Raw genomic sequence first — 25753 nt, forward strand, 5'->3', positions numbered from 1 at the left:
CACAGGTCGTGTAGGCCACGACTTAGCTCCGCGAAGGCATTCCCCTACACGAGTGGCCCAAGCCCCTGTAGGAGCGCGCTTGCGCGCGACATCTTTCGCCCCACCACGGCAGAGCTCCGGCGGTTCAACGGTGTCGCACCGCCGATCGCGAGCAAGCTCGCTCCTACAAGGACTGGATTCGTGAGGTGGGTAGGGGTCAGCCGTGAGGCCGGAGGCGACGTTCGACGAGACCCAGAAGACCATCCACGGACAGCGCCAGCGCCCCAACCAACAACGCGCCCTGCACCACGTACGCCGTGTTGTTACCGACCAGCCCTTCGACGATCGGCGCACCGAGCGTCGCCGCGCCCACCGCGGAACCGATCGTCGCCGTGCCCACGCTGACGATGGCGGACAAACGGACGCCCGCCATGATCGGACCGGCGGCCAGCGGCAGTTCCACTTCCCACAACCGGCGCCACGGCCCGTAGCCCATGCCATCCGCGGCATGCAGCGCACTGGCGGGTACCTGGTCGAGGCCGGCCACGGTCTGGCCGAGCACGGGCAACACGCCGTACAACGACAAGGCCAGCAAGGTCGGCGCGGCACCGAAGCCCAGCAGCGGCACGGCGATGGCCAGCACTGCGACCGGTGGGAAGGTCTGCCCGATCACCGCCACCGCACGCACGGTGGGCAAAAGCGAGCGGCCTGCCGGACGCGTAGCGAGGATGCCCAACGTAAGGCCCACGAACACCGCAACCGCCGTCGCGACGGCCACCAGCAACGCATGCGCCAAAGCGAGCTGGGCAAACGAGGTGCGCCAATACAACGGGTGCGAGAGCTCAGGCAGCCACGCATGGAAAAGCGGCGCTGAATGCGGCAGCGCCAGAAGCAACGCCCCGAGCACTATGAGAGGCAACCAAGCCTTCATGCCACGCCCCCTGTAGGAGCGCGCTTGCGCGCGACATCTTTCGCCTCACGCTCGGAAGGCTTGCGGCTCTTTCGCACCGCCATATCGCGCGCAAGCGCGCTCCTACAAGAGCTGGCGCTCATCGGGGGCGCGCCACGATGTCGGCCAGCAAGATGGCGCCCCCACCCTCCACGGCCAAACGGTCGCGGCGCTGGGCGAGCATCACGCCCAGCGCCTCCTGCAGGGTCGCATCGACGGGGATGGCATCGCCTTCCGCCTGCTCGTCGCGGCGCATGCTGTCGCGCACGCAGCGGACCGCGAGCTCACGCAGGTAGGCGCGCGTGCCGCCGACAAACGCATTGACGCGCTCATCGACCGGCGAACGAATCAGTTCCAGCGGCGTGCCGACCTGGGCCAGGCGTCCATCGAGCATGAGCGCCACGCGATCGCCCAGGCGGAACGCTTCATCCATGTCGTGCGTCACAAACAGGATGGTCGTACCAGTATCGCGCTGGATCGCCTTCACGCTGGCCTGCAACGATTCGCGCGTCAGTGGATCCAACGCACCGAAGGGTTCATCCATCAGCACGATCTTCGGCCGTGCCGCCAGTGCACGCGCCACGCCTACGCGCTGCGCCTGCCCACCGGAAAGCGTATCGGGATAGCGTTCGCCCATGCCCGGTTCGTCGAGCTTCAACAGGCCAATCAGCTCGGCCACGCGCGCCGCGATATCGCGCTCCGGCCATCCCAGCAGGCGCGGCACGGTGGCGATGTTCTCGGCCACCGTACGGTGCGGAAACAATCCCACGGACTGGATCGCATAGCCGATACCACGCCGCAGCACCTCGATCGGCTGCGCGGCGACATCCTGGCCATCGACGAGGACACGCCCACCGTCGATCTGCGTCAGCCGGTTCACTGTCCGCAACAACGTGGACTTGCCGGAGCCCGATGGGCCCACCAGCACAAAGAACTCGCCGTCTTCCACGCGTAGCGACAGGTCCTTGATCACGACGTGATCGCCGAAGGCCTTGTGGACGTGGTCGAACTCGATCATGCGCGGCGCCCGGTAAGAGCCATGAGGCCCTGGAAAAGAAGATCGGCGGCGAGAGCCAGCACGATGATCGCCAGCGTACCCAACAACACCATATCCGTCGCGCCCTGCCCGATACCGAGGAAAACGAACCGGCCCAACCCACCCGCGCCGATCAAGGCCGCGACGGCAGCGAGCCCGATGGTCTGCACCGCGACGATCCGCAGGCCCGCGAGCAGCACGGGCCAGCCCAGCGGTAGCTGCACACGCCACAACACCTGGCCGCGGCTCATGCCCAGGCCACGCGCGGCTTCACGCGCATCGTCGGGGACGGCATCCAGTCCAGCCACGGTGTAGCGCACCACGGGCAGCAACGCGTAAAGCACCAGCGCGAATACCGCGGGCGCCGCTCCTGTGCCGCCAAAGCCCAGTGCGCCGAGGGTCGGCCATTGCCGCGCTACCCAGGCGAACGGCCCGATCAACAAAGCGAACAACGCGAGCGAAGGAATGGTTTGCAGGAACGCCAGCACACCCAACAGTGCGCCACCCGCCCGTCGCTGCCGCCACGCGATGTAGCCCAGCGGCGAACCGATCACAAGCGCCAGACCCAGGGTCACCAGCGACAACACGCCATGCGTTGCAAGCGCATCGGCAAAGGCACCGCGTTGCGCCTGCCATTCGCGGACCAGGGCGATGTCGTTAAACGCGCCCGCCATCGCGCCTGCGACAAACGCTGACGCCACGAGGCACCATGCCGTGGTCCGCCAAGCCACGCGCAGGTGATGCAGCCGGTCGAGCAGCAACAAGGCCGCTGCGAGCCACTGCGTCCAGAAGCCTGCGCCCAACTGGATGCGCGTGGTGGGCGGTGCGTGCTGCAACAGCTGCGTCGCCTCGTACCCGGCAAGGAACGGCAGGCCGATGATCAGCACCAGCGCTACCGCCGTGCCTCCGCGCCAGAAGCCCGCTGCTGCCGCGACAAGCCACGCCAACGCCATCAGCGCCGCATGCGGGCTTGCCGGATGCCCGCTGAGCAAACGGTTAGGCGCGATATGAAGGAAGTCCATGGCGACCGCAGCGAGCAAGCCAACAGCGCACAACACCACCAAAGGCAGCACCCGTTGTAGGAGCCCACCCTGTGGGCGACGCCTTTCGCCGAAACCCCCAACCCCTGCGGCGCTATCGCGAACGGCGTCGCCCACAGGGTGGGCTCCTACAGGTGTCGTCATCGGACCAGGCCTTCGGTGCGCAGGTAGTCGGCGGCGACCTTTGAGGCGTCTTCGCCGTTGATCTGGGTGCGCGCGTTTAACGCACGCAGGCGTTCCACCGTCAGCGGGGCGAATGCGGCTTCCAGCGCGCCGCGCATCGCGGGGTAGCGCTTCAGCACTGCATCGCGCACCACGGGCGCGGGCTGGTACACCATCTCCACATGTTTCGGATCCTCCAGCACGACAAGCCCGGTCACGGCGATCGCGCCGTCGGTGGAGTAAACCATGCTCGCGTTCACACCGGAGATCCCCTCGGCCGCGGCCTTGATCGTGGCCGACGTATCGCCACCGGCCAGCACGAGCAACTGGTCACCACGCAAGGTAAAGCCATACGCCTTCTGAAACGCCGGCAACGCCGCATCGCTCTCGACGAACTCCGCCGAGCCAGCCAGCAATACGCTACTCGCGCCACCGCCAGACCCTGCACGTAGATCGCTACTCGCGCCACCGCCAGACCGTGCACGCAGACCGCTATCCGCGCCACCGTCAGGCGGTGCACGTAGACCGCTATCCACGCCATCGCTTCCGCCGAACCCGCGACGCCCGGGACCGCTACCGCCCTCGGCCACAGGCCCTTCCGTTGCAGGGGCGCGCTTGCGTGCAATCCCCTCACCCCCTACCCACCGCGCAAAATCCACCAGCGACCGCAACCCGTTCGCCTCCGCCACGTCGCGGCGCACGCCAATCGCCCAATGGTTATCGGCAGGCGCAGGCTTCAGCCACGTCACATGGTTCACCCGGTCAAGCGAGGCCGCCAGGGCATACGCCTTTGCAGCATCGCGAAACGCCGGGTCGCTTTCGCGGTGGAAGAAGAACGCCGCATTGCCGGTGTATTCCGGATACACATCGAGGTCACCGCCGAGCAACGCACGCCGCACGATCGAGGTAGGCCCCAGCTGGGTGTGGTCCACGACGGGAATCCCCTCGTGCTTCAGCACCTGCAACACCACCTGGCCGAGGAAAGCACCTTCGTTATCAGCCTTCGAGCCCACGCGCACGACATCCTGCGCGGCAACACCCACCGCAAAAAACGCCAACGCGACCGCCACCCCGTAGGAGCCCACCCTGTGGGCGACGCTGTTCGCGAGGCGCCGCACGATCTGCGGCGTTTTGCTTCTCGGCCCGGATGGGGTTGCGTTGACCCTGTGGTCTTGGGGCGAAAGATGTCGCCCACAGGGTGGGCTCCTACGGGGGGTTGGGGGCATTAGCGTAGGAGCAAGTCGGTGAAGGTGCGTTTGAAGGCGTCGTCGATCGGCGTGGCGTCGACGCTGGCGGGCAGGCCGAGGTAACGCGCTTCGAACTCGGCCACGGCCTGGCTGAAACGCTCCGCACGGCCTTCGCCGTCACCTTCCATCGCATACGAGAGCACGCGCGCCGCCTGGCCGGCCAGGTCGACATCATCGGGCAGCGCCGAGATATCGCCCCACACCTGCTTGAGGTAGAGCACCGCATCGCGCGCACGCCGCATGCGATGTAGCAGACCGCGAGGCATGGCGTGTTCGGGCGCGAAACGCGCCACGATGTCCTGTGGCCGGCTGACCAGGCGCGGGCCGAGATCGATGCGAATGCACAGCCACGCCGGGTCGAACAGCCACGAGCGGGGCATGGGCTCGTCACTGTAGGGCAGCACTTCGCCGTTCACCTCCACGCTCTCCGGGATGCCGGCGTCGAGCAGTTCCACGACATAGCGCCGCGTCGTCGGCCGGCCCGTGTAGTCGCCATCCATCGCATCGATATGCACGCGGTGCGCGCGGTCGCCTCGCCGACTACGCACGCAGGTACGCGCAAACTCACCGCGCTGATAGCCCTGGCTGGTGCCGTCATCGTCATAAAGCGCCGTCGAGCCCTCATCGCCTGGGAAGACCTGGAGGATCAGCGTATCAGGCACGCTCGCCAGGTTGCGCATGCCTTCCGGATAAAGCGGCACCACGCTGCCCGGACGCACGAAGATCGGGATCTCCTCCAGGCTATACGCCCGCTCGAGCATGCCGCCACCCTCGAACGCCTCGGCGCCATCGCGGCTATACCAGAGCCCCGGCGGCAGCCACACCGGGAACGACGCCGTCCCATCGGCACCCACCTGCGTGGTCACCGGTGCCACGAGGATGTCGTTGCCGAACATGTATTGCGACGGGTGCGCGTAGGCCTCTTCGTGCTCCGGCCAGTGGTAATACATGGGCCGTACGATCGACAGGCCCGTATCGTAGGCATCGCGAGCAGCACCGTAGATGTACGGTGCGAGTTGGTAGCGCAGGCGGATCGCCGCGAACACCGCATCACCGTACGGCGGCCCGAAATGCCACGGTTCCTTATGCAGGCTCGCCTCCTTCGCGGAGTGCGTGCGCAGCACCGGCGAGAACACACCCAGCTGCATCCAGCGCGCGTAGAGCTCCGGATCGAGATGACGCTCCGGCCGCGGAATCTTCTTGTCGAAGGTATGCCCGCCGATATCGTGGCTCCAGTACCCGTAGAGCACGTTGGAGGCCATGGCGGTGAAGTGCGGCTGGTACGCGAGCGAAATCCAGCTGATCACGCTATCGCCGGAAAAACCGATCGGGTAACGATGGTTACCGAGCCCGCCCCAGCGGTGATAGATCAGGCCACGCTGGTCACCCTCGCGCTGCATCTCGGTGAAGAACACGTGGTTGAGCCACCAGGTGTTCGACAGCCCGGGGAACGCCTTCGAATCCTTCCACTGCTGCCAGTCCAGCCACCAGAAATCCACGCCCTGCTTTTCGAGCGGGATAAGAATGGTGTCGAACAGCGCGCGCATGTACGGCTGCGATGCCCCTTCAAACGGAATGGGTGCCTGCGTCGAGGTATCCCACGAAAGCGCCTCCGCCATCGCGGCGTAGTTTTCCTCGTGCGGCAACACGCCCGACGCCGGGTGCAGGTTCAGGGTAATCCGCAGGTTCTCGCCATGCGCCCAACGCATGAAGGCCTTCGGGTCCGGGAACAGGCTGCGGTTGAAGGTGTAGCCGGTCCAGCCGGATTGCTCGCCGAACGCATCCTTATGCTCGTGGCCGGGGCGCAGCGAGAGGCCAGGCGTGGTGTGCCAGTCCATATCGAGGACCAACACATCGAGCGGGATGCGTTCCTTTTCGAAGCGGGCGCCGAGCGTACGCAGCTCCTCATCGGAATAATTCCAATAACGCGACCACCAGTAACCGAACACGAAGCGCGGCGGGATCGGCTGCGGACCGGCGACCGATGCAAAATCGGCGATCGCCGCGCGGAAATCATGGCCGTAGCCGAAAAAGTACCAATCCTGGCGCTCGCCTTCGGGTGGCACGACCACCCAGCCGGCATCGTCGATGCCGAAGCTTCCGCTATCGTCGACCACGTGCCAGCCGTCGCGGGCGATCAGGCCCTCTTCCAGGGGGAGCTTGGTCCCGTCCTGCCAGGTATCGCCTTCGTAGCGGTCCAGCGTACGGAAGGTGCCGCCCAGGTTGTGTTTCTGCGTATCGCCCGGGTGCCAGGTGGCTTCGTGGCCCGGACCGCGGACCACGACGGAAAGGTTATCGGCGGTAAACCGCCCGGAATCCTTCGTGTAGCGCAGGCGGAGCAGGCCGGTATCGATCTGGACGGTGGTGTCGTCTTCATCGATATGGAAGGGCGGCACATCCAGCGCCCGGTTCACGACGATCTGGGTACGGATATCGCGAAAGGCGCCGTCGGCGCTCCATTCCAGCCTTATCAGCCTTGGCGAGAGCACGGTGAAACGGACCGGTCCGCGCTCGATCGTGGCCTCGGGCCAGGCGGCGGCGCCGGCCTGGGTCGGGAGGTCTTTCGTGGCTTCCATGGGCTGGAGCACCTCTTCGTTACCAGAGGTGGACCATTATGACGCGTCGCCGCATGGAGTGCCGGTGAAGGTTTGACACCGATTTGGCGATTTCTGCACTTCCTTCCGGGCACCTTCAAGCCCTTGATCCATCACCGAGGGAGGCAACCCATGAACGAAGACCAGATCCGCGGCGCCGCCAACACCATCGGCGGGCGCGTGCAGCGCGCCGCCGGCGCCCTTACCGGCGACCATGATCTCGAAGGGGAAGGCGCGGTCCGCGAGGTAGCTGGCCGGGTCCAGCAGAAGGCAGGCGATGCGGTGGAAACCGTACGCGATGTGGTCGCCCACCGCCCGCTCGGCGCGATCCTCAGCGGCTTCGGCGTCGGCATCCTGGTAGGCATGCTGCTAGCGCGCCGCGACTAAACCGCCGAATCATTGTAGGAGCGCGCTTGCGCGCGATGGGGGCTACGACACGCCCTATCGCGCGCAAGCGCGCTCCTACATGTGTTTTGGGGGATCAGGCGTAGTGGGCTTTCAGCTGGCCGACGGTCAGCGGGCTTTCGGTCGGGTCCATGGCCTGCATCACCAGCCATTCGCAGAAGCTGGAGTGCATCGGCAGGTCGAAGCCTACGTAGCGCTCGAGGGTATCGATCACATCCTCGGGCAGGTCGAGCACCCGGGTGGCGTCGTTCACGTCGGCACAGCCCGCCAGGACGGCGACAAGCGGTGCGATCGGTTCGAAGTGGGCAACGGCCAGCGCCATGGTTTGGTCCTCGCGTAGGTCATGGGCATATCTACCCTGATTCCATGACGGACCGGCGCGAAAAATGTGACAAATCATCGTTAAGTGCCGCCAGGCCGCATGACATCACGCTTTCGCGTGCCCGGACCCTGTCACCAGAGCCCGGAATTGCAGCGTGCACCGACCTACCTTTCACGAAACCGTCTTAGCGCGTCCTTACAAATACCTGCCACGTCCGCTGTATGTAGGAGCGCGCTTGCGCGCGATGGGGGATGTCGCGAGCATCTATCGCGCGCAAGCGCGCTCCTACAGAGTCACTGATTAGCCGTCTTTGCCGAGGCCGGTTTGCTGCAGCAGGATCAGCAGGGTGCTGTCGATCCAGCGGCGGGCCAGGCTTTCGCGTTTGCCGGTGAGGTGTACCGTGGCGAGTTGTTCGCTTGTCACACCCGTGGCGCCTTCGCCTTCCACGCGGACGCGGTACCAGACTGAGGCGGGGCGCAGTTCTTTCGGTGGCGCGGTGGGGTTCAGCGGGATCGGGCCGCCGCGCTCTTTCGCCAGTGCCATGCCTGGCAGGTGTTCGAGTGCACCGTTGTCGATAGTGACGACCGTGCCGTGTAGCGGCGTCGCCGCGCCCTTCGCGAAGACGGTGGCCTCGCTGCCGAGCGTTAGCCGCGCACGGTCGGCTTCGGAGACGAGCGCTTCGACACGCCAACGCGTGCCGCCCACCACCGTGGCCATGCGCGTGCTGGTCGATACCCAGCTGCCAGCGCGCAAGGTTTCGTCGAGATCGCGCACCACGCCATCCGCTACCGCGACGACACGCAGGCGGCGCAGTTCGGCTGCGCTCGCGAGTTTCTGCGCGTCGTACTGCTCGGCCATGCGATCCGCTACCACCTGTTTCGCCACGCCATCGCGATCCAGCGCGGACGCACCGCGCGCTGCGGATTCATAGGCATCGCGTAGCGCATCGGCCTTCGCACCCTCGTCCTGCGGCGCAGGCGACGACAGCTCGAACAACGTATCGCCCCGCTTTACGCTCTGGCCTTCGTGCACCAGCACCTTGTCCATCTGCGCCGGATACGGCGTGAACACCGGCTGCTCGAACCCGGATTCAACCAGGCCATCGCTCTTGATCGATGCCGACCACGGCACGAGCACGACCAGGGCTACCAGCCCCAGCCCTACCAGCCAGCGCCGTGCGACGGGCCAGCGGATCTCGGCACGGCGGTGCCACCACACACGCGCTTCGTATTGCATGGGTTTCACCACGAACGTCACGATTTCCACGAGGAAAAGAATCAGGCCCATCGCCTTGAAGAAGGCGTGGTACACCACGACAGCGATACCCACGAACAACGTGATGCGGTAAAGCCACGTCGTAAAGGCAAAGCCGGTAAGGAAGGCGGCAAACGATTTGGACACGGCGTCCGGCCGCGGGTCTTCGATGCCGAGGAAAGTGCGGCGCACCCAGCGCTTCGCCCAACGCCCTGCCCGCTCGTGCAGGCCCGGGAAATCGAGCGCGTCGGCCAGGATGAAATACCCGTCAAAACGCATGAACGGGCTCGCGTTCACGGCGATGGTGAGCACCCAAGCGGTGGTGCCGAGGAAGAACAGCGCATTGCGGAAGTTGCCATCCGGCGCGAACGACCACAGCAGCGTGCACCAGGCCGCCAGCACCAGCTCGGCCATCACGCCCGCGGACGCGATCGCCAGGCGCTTCTGCGAGCGCTCCAGCTTCCAGCTCTCGCCCGTGTCGGTATACGCCATGGGCCACATCACGAGCAGTGCCACACCCATGTGACCCACGCGCACGCCGTGTTTCGTCGCCATGAACGCGTGACCGAACTCGTGCCAGCACTTGGAAAACACCAGTGCCCCGGCGAAAGCGAACACGCCATCCCAGGTCAGTGCCCCGCGCAGGTTCGCCTGCACCACATCCCACTGCCGCGCGGCGAAGATGAGGCCGAGCACCGCGGCGAACAGCGTGGCCACGAGAAAGCGTGCCGTGAACATCCAGCGGATGTACGGCAGCGCGTTGCGCAGGAACCGTTCCGGGCGCACCAGTGGCACGCGGATGAACAGGTAGTTCTGCAGAAGCCAGTGGCCAAGAGAGGTCACCCGCTTGGGTGTCGCGCTGCGCAGCAGCTGTTGCTGCTTCAGGAACATCGCGAACTCGAGCACATCCTCCGGCTCGGGCTGCAAGGTCGTGGTCGCAGCAATCGTGTCGGCGATCAGGCCGGCCTCGCCCAGATCCCAGTGCTGAAGGATCTCGAACTCCAGCCAGCCGATGCGGAAGAACTGGTTGCGAACGGGATCCGACAGATGCCACGCCGGCGAGCCATCGCGGTTGCGGCCTGCCGGGTGGATATCGAGTTCTTCGCGCAGCATGGGCCACGGCGGCGGCGCCGGGCCCATCGGTGCACCCAGGGCAGCCATGGCTGCCGCGGCGGCGTTCATACCCCGCCCCAGGCCCGCACGCTGGCGATCGGCCGGCGCAGCAGCAGGTAACCAAGCACGCTCCAGTGACCGGATACACGCGCCGTGCCCTGCAGGCCGATGCGCGCCGCCGACGCGTCGCCATCCACCGTGCCACGCAGCACGTAGCTCGCCACGCCCGTCGGCGATTCCACCGGCTGGTAGCCGGCGTAATCCAGACGCGCGCCAATCGGGCTCAGCGGCGCCACCTTCAGGAACACGGTCATCGGTGCGCCGCCTTCCAGGTTGGTCGGCTCGCCCACCGGTGCCCACGCACGCACGCCCAGCGTGTGCGGATCGGCCAGCAGGCCAATGCGCTCACCGGTCTGCACCGGTCGCCCGGCCCAGTCATCGGGATCGGAATAGACGAACACGCCGTCGGCGGTCGCGCGAATCTCGAGCTTCTCCACTTCACGCTGCAGCGAGGCGACATCCACCTCGCGCTCGTGCAGCTTGCCCTCGGCCATGCCGAGGTCGGCCTTGGCATTCTGGCTTTCAATCGCCTGCTGCGCGGCCTGGTGCATTTCGACGTTGGCGGTGGCGAGCTCGGCCTGCGCGACGGCGAGCTTGTTGCGCAGCGTCGTGTCGTCCAGTTCGGCCAGTATCTGCCCCGCTTTCACGGACGCGTTCGGTGCGACCACCATGCGCTTGATGACACCCTCGCGCGGCGAAGCGATCACCTGGCTGTGCAGGGAAATGATTTCCGCCGGCACCAGGGTGTACTCGCGCACGGGCATCAGCAACGCCAGCAACAGGGCCCCGACGATATAGCGCCAACGCTTGCCACGCGTCGCCGCACGCCACCAGCGCTGCACGAGCGTCGGCCGCGCCACCAGCGACCACCACGCATAGCCGTAAAGCCCGGCCATGTGCAGCAGCGCGAACTCATCGCTATCCGGCGACAACGTACTGGGCCACGGCGTGTCGCGGCCGAGGAACAGCAACGCGCCCACCGACTGATCCGGACCGAGCAGCGGCAACACCCAAACGTGGGTGGGGAACCACTCGCTCCATCCGCGGGCCAGGTCGTCATCCAGCATGTCAGCCGACAGCGGCAGCACGCGCGCATTGGCGGGCAACCCCGTGCAACGCGGCGCCAGCGCCTTCGCGACGCCGGAGAGCCACAGGGCGTACGGCGTATTCGGATCCACATCCGCCAGGCCGGAATGCGCAGCGAGCCGCGGCGGCCGGGCGGCGGGCAACACCACCAGCGCGGCCTGGCGGTAATCCACCAGCAGGCGCGTCTCGTTGCACGCGGTGAAGCCGAGCTCGGCCGCGGTGGTCGCGGCTTCCACGCGCGACGCGAGCGCATAGAAGCGCGACGACGCGGGCGCGCCGGTAGCAGGCTGGGCGCTCATCGGTTTAGCCCTTGCCCGGCGCGGCGCGGCCGCTCATGCCCGGCAGCACGCGGCTGGTATCGCCGGTGAAGTCCGCTTCGATCTCGATGGTCTGGCTCACCGCGTCCACCCGGCCACTCAGGCGGGTGACGGTGAGCTGGTACCGCGCGCCGGTTTCGTCCACGGTGGCATCCAGATGCGCACCGGGCTTCAGCCAGCTGATCCAGTTGGAGGGCACGTTGAGACGCGCCTTCGGCGTACCGGTGCCGACGAGGTCGACCACCGGTGCACCCGCGCCCACGCCCTGCCCTTCCTTCACGTGCACGCGCGCCACGCGGCCATCGAACGGCGCGACGAAACGGCACTGGGCAAGCTGGGCATCGATGATGCGCAGCTGGCCCTTCGTGCGGTTCACGTCAGCCGCCGTGAGCTCCACCTCGAGCGCCGCGGCGGACTGCAGGCCCTGCAGCTTCGCCTTGGCTTCGTAGCGCAACTGCGCGGCCTTGTACTCGGCATCGGCTGCTTCGTGCTTCGCGCTCAGGTCGCTGCAATCGAACGCCACGAGCGTCTTGCCCTTGGCCACCGTATCGCCCAGCTGCACGTACACACGGGCCACACGGCCAGGCGCCGCCGCCGACATCGGGCTTTCCTGGTCAGCCACTACCAGGAAACGCACCGGTGCCTGCGTGGATGCCGCGGGTGCGGCCTCAGCGAACGCGCTAGCGGAACATGCGAGGCCAAGCGCGAGAACGGCGTGCAGCCACATCGAGGTCTTCATGGTCTTTCAGGATTCTGCAAAGGAATTACGGGGTGTTGGCGGCGGCCGTAGCCGGTGCGGCGGAGAACTCACGGAGCTTGTCCAGCACGGAGAGCACGGCGGCTTCGGCCAGTGCGCTGACCGAACGGGTGCTCACGTCATCCGGCAGGAAGCTCTGGTAGCTCTGCTTCATCAGCGCCTTGCCCGTCTTGTCCTGCACCGTCACATCCCACACCGCGCGCATGGCGGCCTTGCCCGGTGCCGCGCTGTAACGCAGCTCCACGGCCAGGCTGTCGTCGCCATTGCCAAGGACGAGGCGGTTGCCGGTGAACACGTTGCCCACGGCGCTACGCACGGCCGTCGCGTCCACCTTCGCCGGCAGGCCGGTGACGCTCAGCACGAACGGACGATCGACCTGCGGCACATCGACCACCGAGGTGAAGACATGCTTTTCGCCGTCCACCAGGCTGGCCTGGATGGCGCGCGAGAGCGATGCCACGTCGCTGCCTTCCACCTTTTCCGGCATCAGGTCGATACCCACCGAGTTCAGCACGCGGCCGTAGGCCGACTGCGCGGCGGCGTACGATGAGGCTTCCTGGAAACGCGAGACGAGCGAGCGGGCCTGCGTGCGCAGGGTTTCCAGATCGCTGGTGAGCTGATTATCGGAACCCGCGCGCGAGATGCTGGCCAGGCGCTGGTCGACGCTTGCCGATTCCTGCGCGAGGTCGTGGTCGTACACAGCCAGCTTGTAGCGCTCGACCGAGACACGCACCTGGGTCACGATCGCCATGCTCAGTGCCATGCGGCGGGCATCGTCGACTTCCATGCGCGCCTTGTTCGTGCGCTTGATCGCCGGGATACCGGCTAGGCGCACGAGGTTCATGGACATGCTCAGGCCGCCCTGGGTCCAGTTCTCGTTGTACAGGTACTTGTTGGAGTCGTAGCCGATGCCGCCGAACAGGTTGAGGTTCGGGAACAGCGCGGTGATCTGCTTCTTCGCTTCGAGAGCGTCGATGCGGGTCTTGTAGTCTTCCTCACGCAGTTCCGGACGCTGTTCCAGGGCCATCTGTTCCAGCTGGTTGAGCTGGTCCTGGTTTGAAGGCAGCGGCGCCAGCGCGGCTTCGCTGGTATCAGCCAGAGTGAAGTCGGTACCCGGCGCAAGGTTCATCAGCGCGGCCAGCTCGCGCTTGGCGAGCTGCATTTCCGTGCGCTTCTGGGTGACCAGGCTCATCGCATCGAGCAGCGCGCGCTGGTATTCCAGGCCTTCCACCGGCGGCAGGATGCCGGCGCGTTCGGCCTCGCGGGTCTTCTGCAGCGCGGCCTGGATGTTGTCGGCCACGCTGTTCGCCTCGCCCAGCAGGCGCTGCGCGCCGAGGGCACGCCAGTACGCGTCACGCGTGTCCTGCACGATGTTCTGCAGCACCTTGCGGCGGCGCTCGTCGGTCACGTTCACGTCTTCCGCGGCCTGCTTCGCACGGAAGTAGCTCAGGCCAAAGTCGAGCACGTCCCACGACAGCGTGGCATCGCCCAGCAGGTGCGCACGCTCTTCCGAGGTGGACGGGCGCAGCGAGACGATGCGGTCCTGGATGCCGATGCTGGTGCCGCCGGAATCGTTGTCGCGCCAGCGGTAGCCGGCATCGGCGGTGAGCTTGGGCAGCATGTCGAGCTTGCTCACATCGAGCAGGCCCTTCGACAGCGCCGTCTCCATCAGTTTCAGGCGGTAATCCAGGTTGTACTTCAGCGAACGGGCCATGACGTCGGAGAGCGTCAGCGCACCGTTCAGCGGCTCCTGGCCCTTGTACATCGCGGCGGTGTCGTTCTGCACGCGCTTGGCGATCTCATCGTGCGTCAGCGGCTTGGGCGTGGCGATACCGCAACCGGTAAGGAAGACAGCGAGCGCCACCGAGGCGGCAAGCGGGGCAAAACGCAGCGAAGTACGCGACATGGCAGTGGTCATCGGGTGAAGGTGGGACATGGGTCGGGCAATCCTTGTGGCGCGCATCAGTGGCGTGGCTGAGTGGTGGGCACGGCGGCAATCTCCGGGTGGTTGGCCTTCGCCATGGCCGCGATACGGGCCGAAAGCGAGGGCGCACCGCCCGGGGTGCTCGCCGGTGGCGGCACGTGGATAGCCACGGGCACCTGCGGCGGTTCGTGCGAGGCCTGCGGCGCGTGGTGCTGCGCCGTGTGCTTCGCGTGGTCCTTTTCGTGAGCGTGGTGGTGCTTATCGGTGGCGTTTTTCTCTGCCAGCTTCGCCGGGGCGAACGGTGAGAAGTCGTCCCACAGCGGGCTGTGGTCACGGGCGAAATCGTTCTCGCCGACGCGACGGTCCGCTTCGATGTCTTCGAGCAGCTTCTGCGAGAACGCGACGCCATCCGGCAGCACGAACAGGCCCGGCTCCCAGGTCTGACGGATATCGCGCTTCGTGTGGTCGTAGCCGATCGGCCAGATTTCGTCGCCCTTGGCCTGGATCGGCGGCGTCGTGCCGTGGATCGTGATGGTCAGGGTGGCGGTGCTGGTGTCGCCGTCCGCGTCGGTGATCGTGTAGACGAACACCTCGGTGAGTGTGCGCGACGCATCGAGCGAGCTCACCTTCGGGTTGGCCACGTCGAGCTTGTAGCTGTAGCTGCCGTCCGGGTTGAGCACGAGGGTGCCGTATGCGCCCGCGCTGCCGCCGCCGATCACGCCGGCATGGCCGGTGTTCTGCGACGACACGGCGGTGACCGGGCCACCGGCGGCCGCGCCGTCCGCACCGATGCGATCGGAGCCGACGTAGACGTTACCGCTGGTCGAGGTCTGGCCGCTGTCCTGCACGATCGTGGCGCTGTCATCGTGGGCCACGGGCACGTCGTTGGCGATATCCACCACCAGCGTGCCGTTCGAGGTACCACCACCGCGATCGACCACGGTGAGTGCGATCGTGTCGGTGCTGTCCGGGCCGTTCTGGGTCAGCGCATGATCCAGCGTGTACGTGTAGCTGATCGTGCCCGCGGTCGGTACCGAACCATTGGTCGCGGTGGCGTGGAAGCCCGTGAGCACGAGCGTGCCATCCGGCGTGTGGATCGTGACCGGGTGCCCGCCCGAGAGCTGGCCGAGCTGGTCCGCCGTGAGCGTGGTGCCACCGATGGTAACGCTGGCCAGGCCATCGCCCGCCGTCACGGTGAGCGTGCCGGTGGTGGTCTGGCTGCCGTCGTGGTCGGCCAGGCCGCCCTCGTGCACGGTCGCATGGCCCGTGGCCGAACCGTTGCCGTCCACCGCGCCGATCACCGGCGCGCCATCGGTATGGCCGTGGATCGTGATGGTCAGCGTGGTGGTGGCGGCATCGCCGTCCGCGTCGGTGATCGTGTACGTGTAGGTTTCGGTGAGCGTGACACCGTCCTTCAGCGCGTTGACCACCGGGTTGGTGTTATCCACCGCGTAGCTGTAACTGCCATCGGCGTTGAGCGTGAGCGTGCCGTACTGGCCCGCCACGCCGACGCCCACGTGGCCGTTCACCGCGCCCGGCGCCGTACCGGCCTGCACGCCCGTTACCGGGCTGGCCGTGGCATCCGCGCCGACGCGGTCGGGCACGTCGCCGTGCGTCGAGCCGGTGACGACGTTGCCGGTGAGCGGTGCGCCGTCTTCGTTCACGTCGCCCGTGTCGTGGTTAGCGGTCGGGGTGTCGTTGACGATGTCGATCACCAGCGTGCCGTGCACATCAGCGCCGCCAGCGTCGGTAACCACCAGCCCAATCTCGTCCGTCGTATCGGCCGCACCCGACTGGCCCACGGCATGGTCGAGCGTATAGGTGTAGCTGAGCGTGCCACCGGTGGTGATCGTGCCGGCCGCGTTCGTCGTCGCGACGAAGTCAGTCAGCACGAGGGTGCCATCCGGCGTGTGGATCGTCACCGGCGTGCCGCTGTGGATCGCGTCCAGGTCCGCCACGGTGAGCGTGGTGCCGCCGACCTTGACGCTGGTGAGGCCATCCGGCGCGGTCAGGTCGATGGTGCCGGTGGCGGCAGCGCTCTCACCCGCCGGACCATCGGGCGTCAGGCCCGGCTCGTAGACCGTGGCGTGACCGCTCGCGGCGCCGTTGCCATCGGCCGGGGTGACCGTCGGCGCGCCGTCGGTATTGCCATGGATACGGATGGTCAGCGTAGCCGTGCTGGTGTCGCCATCGGCATCGGTGATCGTGTACGTGTACGTATCCGTCAGCGGCTGGCTGCCGTCCTTCAGCGCGTTGACGGCCGGGTTGTCGTTATCCACGGCGTACGAGTAGCTGCCATCGCTGTTCAGCGTGAGCGTGCCGTACTGGCCCACGACGCTGCCGCCCACGCTGCCCGTGACGGTGCCGCCGGTGTCGCCTGCGTGCACACCCGTCACATGGATACCGCCGTCGGCGCCCGGGCGATCGGTGACATCGCCGAGACCCGGGGCGGTAGCGCCGCCCGTGCCGATCACGTTGCCGCTGGCACCCGCGCCGTCTTCATACGCATCCGATGTATCGCCCTTCGCCACCGGCACGTCGTTCATGATCGTCACGACCAGCGAGCCCGTCGCGTTGCCGCCACCGGCATCGTTCACCTCAAGGGCGATCGTGTCGTTCTCGTGATCGGAGCCGGTCTGGCTACGCGGACCGTTGAGCGTATAGGTGTACGAAATCGTGCTCTTCGTCGCGGCGCCGCCGGTCGAATCGATCACGGTGAAGTCGGTGATCAGCAGCGTGCTGCCATCGGCCGTGGTGATCGTGATGGGGCTGCCACCATGGTGCAGATCGGTAAGGTCGCTCGCGCTGATCGTCTTGCCGCCGATCACGACGCTGGACAGGCCGTCCGGCGAAGCGATATCGAGCGTGCCATCGACGCTGCTCTTGTCGGCCGCCGGGCCGTCGGTGGTGAGGCCAGCCTCCCATACCGTGGCTGCGCCACCCGCACCGTTGGTGCCGTTGCCGCCATCCGGGCCGACGGTAAGCGTGCCGTCGGTATGGCCCTTGATCGAGATGACCAGCGTGGTCTGCGAGGTATCACCGTCACCATCGGTGATGGTGTAGGTGAACGTTTCCTTCAGCGGCGTGCTGCCGTCCTTCAGCGCGTTGACGGTCGGATTGCTGTCGTCCAGCTCATACGTGTACGAGCCATCGCTGTTAAGCGTAAGCCGGCCGTACTGGCCGTCGAGGGCCGAGCCCACGGTACCGGTCGAGGTCGATCCGCCGCCCAGGTTGGCCGACACGCCCGTGACCGTGGCACCGTCGGCGCCCACGCGGTCGGCTACATCGTGCGCACCCGTGCCCGTGATGACGTTGCCCGTGGCGTTAACACCGCTATCTTCCGTCACCTCGGCCGCATCCGCGTTGGCGATCGGCTTGTCGTTGACGATGTTGACCACGAAGTCCGACACGGTGCTCTTCGCACCGGAGGCATCGACGACCGTGAGGTGGAACGTATCAGCCACGTTGTCGCCAGAGACACTCGGTGCCGTACTGAGCGTGTACGTATACGAAATCTTGCCTTCGGTCGCTACGCCGCCCACCGAGGTCGTCGTATCGAAACCGTTGATCTCGAGGACGCCGTAGGACGTGCCGAAGCCGACCCTGAGGGTCCCCTGATGGATCTGCGTGAGTTCATCAAGACTGAGGGTGATCGTCTCGGTACCCCACTGGAAGGTCACGCCGGACAGGCCGTCGGCTGCCACCACCGTAATCTTGCCGCTGGTGACATCGCCACCCGGCATATCAACCAGGCCGGCTTCGTACACCGTGGCATCGCCCGTGGCGGCTCCGTTGTTGTCCTTCACGGTAACGGCAGGCGTACCGTCGGTCTTGCCCTTGATCGTGATCACCAGCTTCGCGGTGCTGGTGTCGCCATCGGCGTCGGTGATCGTATAGGTGAAGGTTTCGGTCAGCGGCTGGCTATTGACCTTCAGCGCGTTGACGGTCGGGTTGGTGTTGTCGAGCGTGTACGTGTACGTACCGTCCGCATTGAGGACGATCGTGCCGTACGTGCCAACCAATGCCGAGCCGACGTTATCCGTCGCCGTCGTACCCGTATCGCCTACCGCCACGCCCGTGACCGGCGAAGCGGTCGCATCGGCGCCAATGCGGTCGGCGACGCCGCCGTTCGCGTCGCCGTGGACGACATCGCCCGAGAGCGCCGGACCGTCTTCGGTCACGGTGCCCGCATCGTCCTTCGCCGTCGGCGCGTCATCGATGATCAGGACGCCGAGATCGTCCCCGTCCACCTTCGCCTTGCCGGCATCGGTGATCGAAAGGGTGTAGTTCTCCTGCAAGGCGCTGGTGTTCACCGTCGGCGCATGGGTCAGCGTGAACGTGTAGGCAACGCTGCCGGACGTCGGCACGCCGCCGACCGAATCCTTCACCGTGAACCCGGTGAGGGTAAGGGTGCCGTCCGTAGACACGAGGTTAAGCGTATTACCGTTGCCCAGCGCCTGCAGCTGCGCCAGGGTCACCTCGGTGCCGCCGATCCAGATGCTCGTCAGGCCATCCGGTGCGGTGAAGTCGATGCTGCTCTTCTGGATCTGGCTGTCGTCACCATCGACCAGGCCCTTCTCGTACACCGTCACGTTGCCGTTAGCGGTGCCGTTCTTGTCGACGGCGGTAATCGTCGGGGCACCGTCGGTGTGGCCCTTGATGGTGATGGTGAGCGTCGCCGTCGCTTTATCGCCGTCCTTGTCGGTGATCTGGTAGGTGAAGCTGTCCTTGAGCGTCTCGCCGTCCTTCAGCGCATTCACCGCGGCGTTGTCGTCGTTCGCCAGGTACGAATAGCTGCCGTCGGCGTTGAGCGTGAGGTGGCCGTACTGGCCCGAGATCAGCGTACCGACGTTACCCGCCACCGGGGTGGCACCCGCGCCGATGCCCACGCCGGTCACCGGCGAGGCGCCCGGATCATCCGCGCCAAGGCGGTCCGGCTTGCCGGTCGTACCTGGATCGGTCACCACGTTGCCGGTTGCAGCCTGATGGCTGTCTTCGGTGACCTCGGCGGCATCGTCGTACGCGGTCGGCGTGTCGTTCACGATGTTCACGACAATCACGCCACTGTTGACGGACTGCTCCGAGTCCGTCGTGGTCACGGTGATCGTGTCGTTGCTGCTCGTCACGCCCGGCTGCTGCACGGCGCCGGTGAGCGTGTAGTGGTAGGTGAGTGTCGTGGTGCCGTCAGGGTTGGTCTCGTAGCCGGTGATGACCAGCGTACCGTTCGGCGTATCGAGCGTGCGGCTCGCCTCGGACATGCTGTCGAGCGACCCGAGCTGCGCGGCCGTCAGCGTCAGCGTGGTGCCGGCCGAGCCAGCGAACGTGACGCTGTCGAGGCCGTTACCCAGTGCGAAGGTCCAGCTGCCGTCCGATGCCTGCGAACCGGCCAGGCCCGTCGGGGTCAGGCCTTCTTCCCTGACCTGCAGGCTGCTGGAGATCGTGACATTGATCAGGCGCGTGGTAACCAGCGCGGCATCGGTGGAACCTTGGGTGTTGTCGGCGTACCCGTAGTGGTCGCCGACCGAACCGTCGTAGTTCCCATCGTTGTAAGCCGCATCGTCGTCCAGCGTGCCCTGGTCCGGGCGGCTGCCATGGTTAGCCTGGTCGTTGACCGACAGCTGCACCTGGAACGTACCGTTCCACAGCGCGTTGTTGTCCTTGTCGGCACTGCTGGCCGGGATCTTGATGCCGACCGTGTTCAGCGCGGCTTCCACGTCGGTGATCGAACCGGTCAACGTGATGGTGCTGTGACCCTGCGCATCGGTGCCGACCACGTAGTCCGTACCGTTCAACGTGCCATGTGAACCCGCCGACATGGCGACGCCACCCAGTGAGTTAACCAGGAAGCCGCTCGGCAACGTAATGGTCGCGCTGATCGGGCTATCACCCGCATCGGGGTCGTCCAACGCGATGTGCTGAAGCACATAGGTGCCCGCACTGCTCTCCGTGCCGACGTTCGAATCCGTGACACCGATGACCGTGGGGTTATTCACCGAGGACGGGAACACCACGCGGATATTCGACGCGACGTTCTGGCCGAGGCTGCTGTCGATCTTGCCGTACGGATCCACGTCCACGGTCGGGACATCGGCCGTGTCCGTATTGTCGGCGTTGGCGTTGGGGCCGCCGTTGGCATCGTGCGAACTCGCCAGTGCGCCGGTATCGACATCGCGCACGCGGTCATCGGCGATCACCTCGACCTGATAGGACTGGTCGGCGTTGGCAAGGCTACCGCCGATCGACACCCTCAGGCCCGCGAGATACGCAGTGATTTCGGCACGCGTACCCCGGATCACCAAAGCGGCATCGGTGCCGCCGAAGGTGTCGTCCACCCGGACACCCGAAGTGGAGGCGTTATCCGAGGTAATGACGATATTCGTGTACGCGGTCGAGGCCAGCGGCTTGCCAGTCGCATCGTTGATGCGGACCGTGACCTCCATGAAGTCGGTCTCGCCATCGGTGATGCCACCGCCATCGGTGTAGTCGGGGTCATTCACCTCGAAGCCACCCACCGCTGTGCTGCCGTCGAGGTAGACGGTGCCGCTGCCCGCGGCCACGGTCGGTGCATCGTTGACCGGATCGATCGTGATGGCGATCGACAACGGTGCCGGGTTGTTCGAGACGCTGCCGTTACCGGTGTCACTACCGATCTTCGAACCGCTATCGTCGAACGTCACCTTCAGCGTCACATCGCCGTCGGCCGAGCCGTTCTGGTCCTGGTTCGCATCCTTCGCGCTCGTATAGGTCAGGCCGAGCGCGGTATCGTTGAGCAGGCTCTGGATATCGCTGGCCTTGCCGGTGAGCACCAGGTCGCCGCTGTTATCACCGCTGATCGTCACGCCATTGATCGACGTCTGCGTGCCGGCACCGCCGATGCCCAACGTGCCGAAGTCGACGTGCAGGGTAATCGTCACCGCCGTATCGAACGCCGCCGATTCCGGATCGCTCACGACGAAGCTGCCACCGATGAACGTGGCCTGGTCTTCCTTCGTGGTCACGGCGGTGGGGCCGGTCAGCACGCCCGGCTCGTTCACGCTCGAGGCGCGGACGACCACGGAGGCTGCCGAAATATTGCCGTTCTTGTCCGGTACCGCGGCGGTGTACCAGTCGTACTCGGTGGTATCCACCGGGGTGGTCGAGGTACCCGTACCGGTACCCGGCGTCGTCGACTGGTTTTCAGCGCCGCCGTTGGCGCCGCTGGTGAGGTTGCCATTCGCATCGCGCAGGCGGTCGTCGGCGATCACCTGCACCTGGTACTTCGCGTCACGGTCGGTCGAGAACGTCACGGTCAGGCCGGCCAGTGCCGCGTTGACCTCGGCACTCGTGCCGCGCAGCACGAGGTAGTCGCCAGCGCCGTTCTTATCGGTATCCACGCCCAGGCCCGAGGTCGTGGCGTAACCGATCGTCACTTCGCTGTATTCCGCCGCGCTGAATGCCGTGCCGTCCGAATGCAGCAGGCGGACCACGACCTCCATGTAATCCTGCTCGCCGTCCGTGACCTTCGTGAGGTCGGGGTCGGACACGCTGAAGCCGCCCACCGGATTGTTCGCCGGCTGCGCGCTGTCCAGGTCGATCGGGCCCGTCGGAGCCTTCACCACGGGCGCATCATTCGTCGGCGCCGTATAGATCCAGAACGAGTTGCCGGCCTGCTCCTTGTCACCATCCGAGATGGTGAAGCCGAACTTGTCGTCCGGCGTGTTATCCGTACTGGTGTACGTGTGGCCCAGCGATTCCGTACCGTCGTTGAGGTAGTAGATGTAGCCCTTCGCCACATCCTGCTGCGTGAACGAGGAGCCTGCACCCAGGATATGGAAGGTCTGGCCGCCATCGGTGGAGTAGGCAATGTTGCCGTGCGCCGGCGCGGACGTGATCAGGTACTGCACCTGGACGCTGGTGCTATCCGGGTCGTAGGCCTGGAGCATGTCGCTGGTGATCTGGCCCCAGCCGCCTTCCTTCACGGTCAGCGGTTCGTTGGCAGCGTTGCCACCGATGAGGTTCGGCGAACCGTCAGCCGCCTGGGGATCCGCCTGGGTCGGATCCTTGGCGATCTGCGGCGCATCGTTGACGTTGGTCATCTGGACGCGCACCGTGCCATCGCTGAGCGAATGGCCGCCCCAGCGGTCGACGGCGCCTACCGTGAACGTCGTGTCGCGTACTTCCGAGCCATCGCTCACGAAGCGCAGGCCCGTGGTGGCCGGGTCCCCCGTGATGATGGAGGCGTCCAGTTCCTGGTTCAGCGTGACGACGTTCCAGGTCTTGCCCTGGTCGGTCGAGTACTCCAGCCGGCCGCCCGTGGGCAGCGAGGTCACGATGAACTTCAACGCGTGGTCACCCGTCGCGTCGTTGTTATCCGCGTAGTTGTCCTTCGTGCTGCCCGGGAGCGTCGCCGTGCCCTCCAGGTAGTCCTGGCTGGTCGCGTCGTCCGGGTCGGTGATGCTGAGCTGGCCCGTCGTGATCATGGCGGTGCCGCCTTCGGGGATCACCGTGTTCGACGAGCCCGTGACCACCGGCAGGTCGTTCACCGGGGTCACGTAGATGTTGAACGTGGGTGTCCACGTATCCGCGACGATGGTGCCATCGGGCTTCTCCACCGACACACCGGCCGATACGGAGAAGTTGGCCGCGAGGTGGAAGTTTTCCCCGCCGTCGTGCTGGAAGCGCACGTCACCGTTGTTCAGGTCGGCCTGGGTGAACGTGCCATACAGGGCGATATCCACCCACTGGCCATTCACCTGCTTCTGCAGCGTGCCGCCGCCGGTGGTGCCGTCATCGAGCGCGAAGCCGAGGAAGGTGTAGACGACCTGGGAAGGCGGCACGCCCTCCGCGGTGTAGCTCAGGCCCGGGTCCTTGCTGAAGTCGCTACCCGTGCCGTGCAGCACGATGCTGCCGCCCTCATCCACGGTACCAATCGAGCTGCCGCTCGGGTTCGTACCGGCGTAGTCGGAATCGTTGTGGGTCACCGTGGTGGTCGGCGGATCGAAGTCACCGCCGTTGCCCGCCGTGGTTTCGGCCAGGTGGATGGTGAACTGGCGCGTGACCAGCGTGGCGCTCTGCAGGCCGCTGGTGTAGTCGCCGCCGATGCGGGTGAACGTGCTGCCATCCGCGTTCCAGCGCAGTGCCGTGGTGTTATCCACGACCTGGAAGTTGAAGGTGTCCGTGAGGCCCGCTTCCGCGCCACTCACCTGCACGTACTCCACGCGGCCCTTCGCGATGTCATCCATGGTGAAGACCTGGCCCGGCTGCAGGTGCAGGTGGTTCAGCAACAGATAACCGTGGGTCAGGCCGGCCTGGTCCACCACGAAGCTGAGGTTGCTATCGGGGGAATCGACGTCCGTGACGTGGAGCATGTCCGTCGTCAACACCACGGTATAGGCACCATCGGAACCGTTGCCCGCAGCGGTCACCGTGGCGTCGCGTGAGCTGTGATCCGTGTCGAACACCGGATCGTCGTCGACGGCCACGATGTTGAGCTTGACGGTACCGGTGGTGGTGGCCTTCGTGTCCGTGCCACCGCCCAGGTCGGTCACGCTCACACCGAACGTGTCCTGCGTGATGCCGTCCGTGCCGTCGTTGCTGTAGGTCAGCTTGTTGCGGTCGGCGTAATCGAAGGTGAGGCCGGCGGTCGTGACCTCCACGCCATCGAAGTACAGCTTGCCGTGCGTCGGCAGCGAGGTAATCGTGATGGTGAGCGTCGTATCCTGAGGGTCACCGCCGCTGTCCGCGACGATGTACTGGCCCACGTTGCCGGTCTTCGCCGCATTCTGCGGCTGGCCTTCGTACACGTCGCCCGTGCCGCCGATGGTCGGCGCCTGGTTGACCGGCACGACATGGAGGCTGATCTTCACCGTATCCGAGCTGGCCAGCGGCGTCGCGCCATCGTTCACGCGCGCGCTGAAGCTGTCGTCGTGATCCTGGTCCGCGCCCGTGGCTGTATGCACGTAGCGCACGTTGCCGTCGATCACATCCTGCTGGGTGAACACGGAGCCGACGCCCAGTCGGTTGCCGTTGAGCGTGAGGTAACCGTACTCGGGAATCGCGGTGACGCTGTACACGATCTGCGTGGGCGTCTGCGTACCCGCAGCCACTTCCGGATCGACCGCCACCAGGGTGTCCTTGGTGATCACCGTGCCGGTGCCGCCGTCGATTTCGCTTACGTTTTGCGTGGCATCGCCCACGGTCACCGGGTCGTTGGACGGCGTGATCGTCACGTCCAGCGATTTGCTGGCCGTCAGCGACGAGGCCACGTCCTTCACCGTCACGGTGATCGTGGTCTTGGCGGCGGTATTGCCCAGTTCCTTGTCGGCCGCGGCGAACTGCAGCTGGTTCAGCCACGCGGAGGCATCCGCCGCCGACCCGGTGAACTCCAGATGGCCGTTGACCGTTTGGCCCTGGCCGCTCTTGTCGACGAGCTGGCCCACGCCGGTGTCGCCCACGGCGACATCCACCGTCACCTGGCCGGAGTCCGTGATGGTCCAGCCGGTCAGCGTCGCGTGGTCCGCGCCAGCCGCATTGAGCGGGCTCGGTTCGGACGCGGTGACGCTCTTGGCCGTCGTATCCACGGTCGGCGCTTCGAGCAGGCCGTCGTAGTTCAACGACAGCGCACGCGCCTCGATGTGCCCGGTGCTGCTTTCCAGCACCCAGTTGCCGCCGCGATCGGCCGCGCCGGTTTCGTCTGTGGACGAAGCGATGTCGGCGTGGGTGAGCTTGGCCATCTCGGTGACCATGGCCGTGTCCTTGCTGGACACATCGCAGCCATAAAGCAGGATGTCGCCGCCGGCCGTCATCGTGGAGCCCACATCCCCGAGCTGGTGGGCGAAGCTGTCGATGTTCGCCGCCGTCACCGTATCGGTGCCCAGCGAAATCGAATCGCTGGAGCCGTGGCTGATGATGTGGATGGCGCTGATGTCGTGCTCGCCGCGCAAGGCGTTGGCGAGCTGGTCCATGCCCGAGGAGTTGTCGTCGATCACGATGACCTGGCTGCCCTTGGGCAGCTGGGCCACGATCGATTGCCAGTTGGCCACGCTCTCGTCGACGACGTAGACCTCCTTCGGCTGGGCCTCGGAGGGAGCGGCGGTGGCGGCAGGGGCCGGCGCGGCAGCCGGTGCCGGGGTCTTCGCCTCGGCCTGCACGGCATGGCCGGGCTGGTCGGCGGCGGCGCTGTGGAACTTGCCTGCGTCGTGGGCCGCTTCCGCCGGATCGGCGTGGTGGGCGGCTTCCACGAGCGCCGCGCCGTCGTACATCTGGCGGGGCTCGAGCGCGTAACGGTGGGTACGCGGGCGGAAGGGGTTGTTCGACTTTGTCCCTGGCATGGTGCGCCTTGCTCTGTGCTGGCTTTTACGGGCCGAACGACGCCATCCCGCGGCTGGCTCAGTCGCAGGAGTGAAGGTTCGGTATAAAAGCTGTGAACTACGTCACAGCAGTTGGCGCGATCGTATGTAGCAACCCTGATACAGGAAAGTGGGTAGCGCAGGAACTTATGTCATGCCGGACGTGACAAACTTCCCCTCC

General features: G+C 66.2%; 12 protein-coding genes. 1 reads left to right on the top strand and 11 read right to left on the bottom strand.

Going from position 1 to position 25753, the window contains the following annotated elements:
* Positions 1–196 precede the first annotated feature (196 nt).
* From L2Y96_RS18745 to L2Y96_RS18770, 5 genes are all read right to left on the bottom strand, one after another.
* On the bottom strand, positions 197–910 hold the full coding sequence (locus L2Y96_RS18745) for an ABC transporter permease (protein ID WP_247329228.1): 714 nt from the start codon (positions 908–910) through the stop codon (positions 197–199).
* A gap of 118 nt (positions 911–1028) precedes the next feature.
* Positions 1029–1946 (bottom strand): ABC transporter ATP-binding protein, encoded by a 918-nt coding sequence (locus L2Y96_RS18750; protein WP_247329230.1) that lies wholly within the window; start codon positions 1944–1946, stop codon positions 1029–1031.
* The gene (locus L2Y96_RS18755) at positions 1943–2986 is read right to left on the bottom strand and encodes an ABC transporter permease (protein ID WP_247329232.1); all 1044 of its coding nucleotides are present in this window, start codon (positions 2984–2986) and stop codon (positions 1943–1945) included. The genes L2Y96_RS18750 and L2Y96_RS18755 overlap by 4 nt, the downstream gene beginning before the upstream one ends.
* A gap of 158 nt (positions 2987–3144) precedes the next feature.
* Positions 3145–4236 (bottom strand): glycine betaine ABC transporter substrate-binding protein, encoded by a 1092-nt coding sequence (locus tag L2Y96_RS22985; protein ID WP_283248851.1) that lies wholly within the window; start codon positions 4234–4236, stop codon positions 3145–3147.
* Between the two features lie 155 nt (positions 4237–4391).
* Positions 4392–6989, bottom strand: coding sequence for a glycoside hydrolase family 31 protein (locus L2Y96_RS18770; RefSeq protein ID WP_247329235.1), 2598 nt, complete (start codon positions 6987–6989; stop codon positions 4392–4394).
* Positions 6990–7139: 150 nt separating this feature from the next.
* Between L2Y96_RS18770 and L2Y96_RS18775 the strand changes: the two genes are divergently transcribed.
* Positions 7140–7394: a CsbD family protein gene (locus tag L2Y96_RS18775; protein WP_247329238.1), complete on the top strand. Its 255-nt coding sequence runs from the start codon at positions 7140–7142 to the stop codon at positions 7392–7394.
* Between the two features lie 94 nt (positions 7395–7488).
* Here the strand turns inward: L2Y96_RS18775 and L2Y96_RS18780 are convergent, their stop codons facing one another.
* From L2Y96_RS18780 to L2Y96_RS18805, 6 genes are all read right to left on the bottom strand, one after another.
* A complete protein-coding gene (locus tag L2Y96_RS18780; protein ID WP_247329241.1) occupies positions 7489–7734 on the bottom strand; it encodes a hypothetical protein in 246 nt (81 codons plus the stop codon).
* 300 nt (positions 7735–8034) lie between these two features.
* The gene (locus L2Y96_RS18785) at positions 8035–10170 is read right to left on the bottom strand and encodes a site-2 protease family protein (RefSeq protein WP_247329244.1); all 2136 of its coding nucleotides are present in this window, start codon (positions 10168–10170) and stop codon (positions 8035–8037) included.
* Entirely contained in the window at positions 10167–11546 is a 1380-nt protein-coding gene (locus tag L2Y96_RS18790; protein WP_247329247.1) for an efflux RND transporter periplasmic adaptor subunit, read from the bottom strand. Before L2Y96_RS18790 ends, L2Y96_RS18785 begins: the two co-directional genes overlap by 4 nt.
* Before the next feature lie 4 nt (positions 11547–11550).
* The gene (locus L2Y96_RS18795) at positions 11551–12303 is read right to left on the bottom strand and encodes an efflux RND transporter periplasmic adaptor subunit (protein WP_247329249.1); all 753 of its coding nucleotides are present in this window, start codon (positions 12301–12303) and stop codon (positions 11551–11553) included.
* A gap of 25 nt (positions 12304–12328) precedes the next feature.
* Positions 12329–14257, bottom strand: a complete 1929-nt coding sequence (locus tag L2Y96_RS18800) for a TolC family protein (protein WP_247329252.1) — start codon at positions 14255–14257, stop codon at positions 12329–12331.
* 26 nt (positions 14258–14283) lie between these two features.
* Positions 14284–25554: a VCBS domain-containing protein gene (locus L2Y96_RS18805; protein ID WP_247329254.1), complete on the bottom strand. Its 11271-nt coding sequence runs from the start codon at positions 25552–25554 to the stop codon at positions 14284–14286.
* Positions 25555–25753: the final 199 nt, after the last annotated feature.

Origin of the sequence: Luteibacter aegosomaticola, assembly GCF_023078475.1 — a bacterium.
Lineage (GTDB): Bacteria > Pseudomonadota > Gammaproteobacteria > Xanthomonadales > Rhodanobacteraceae > Luteibacter > Luteibacter aegosomaticola.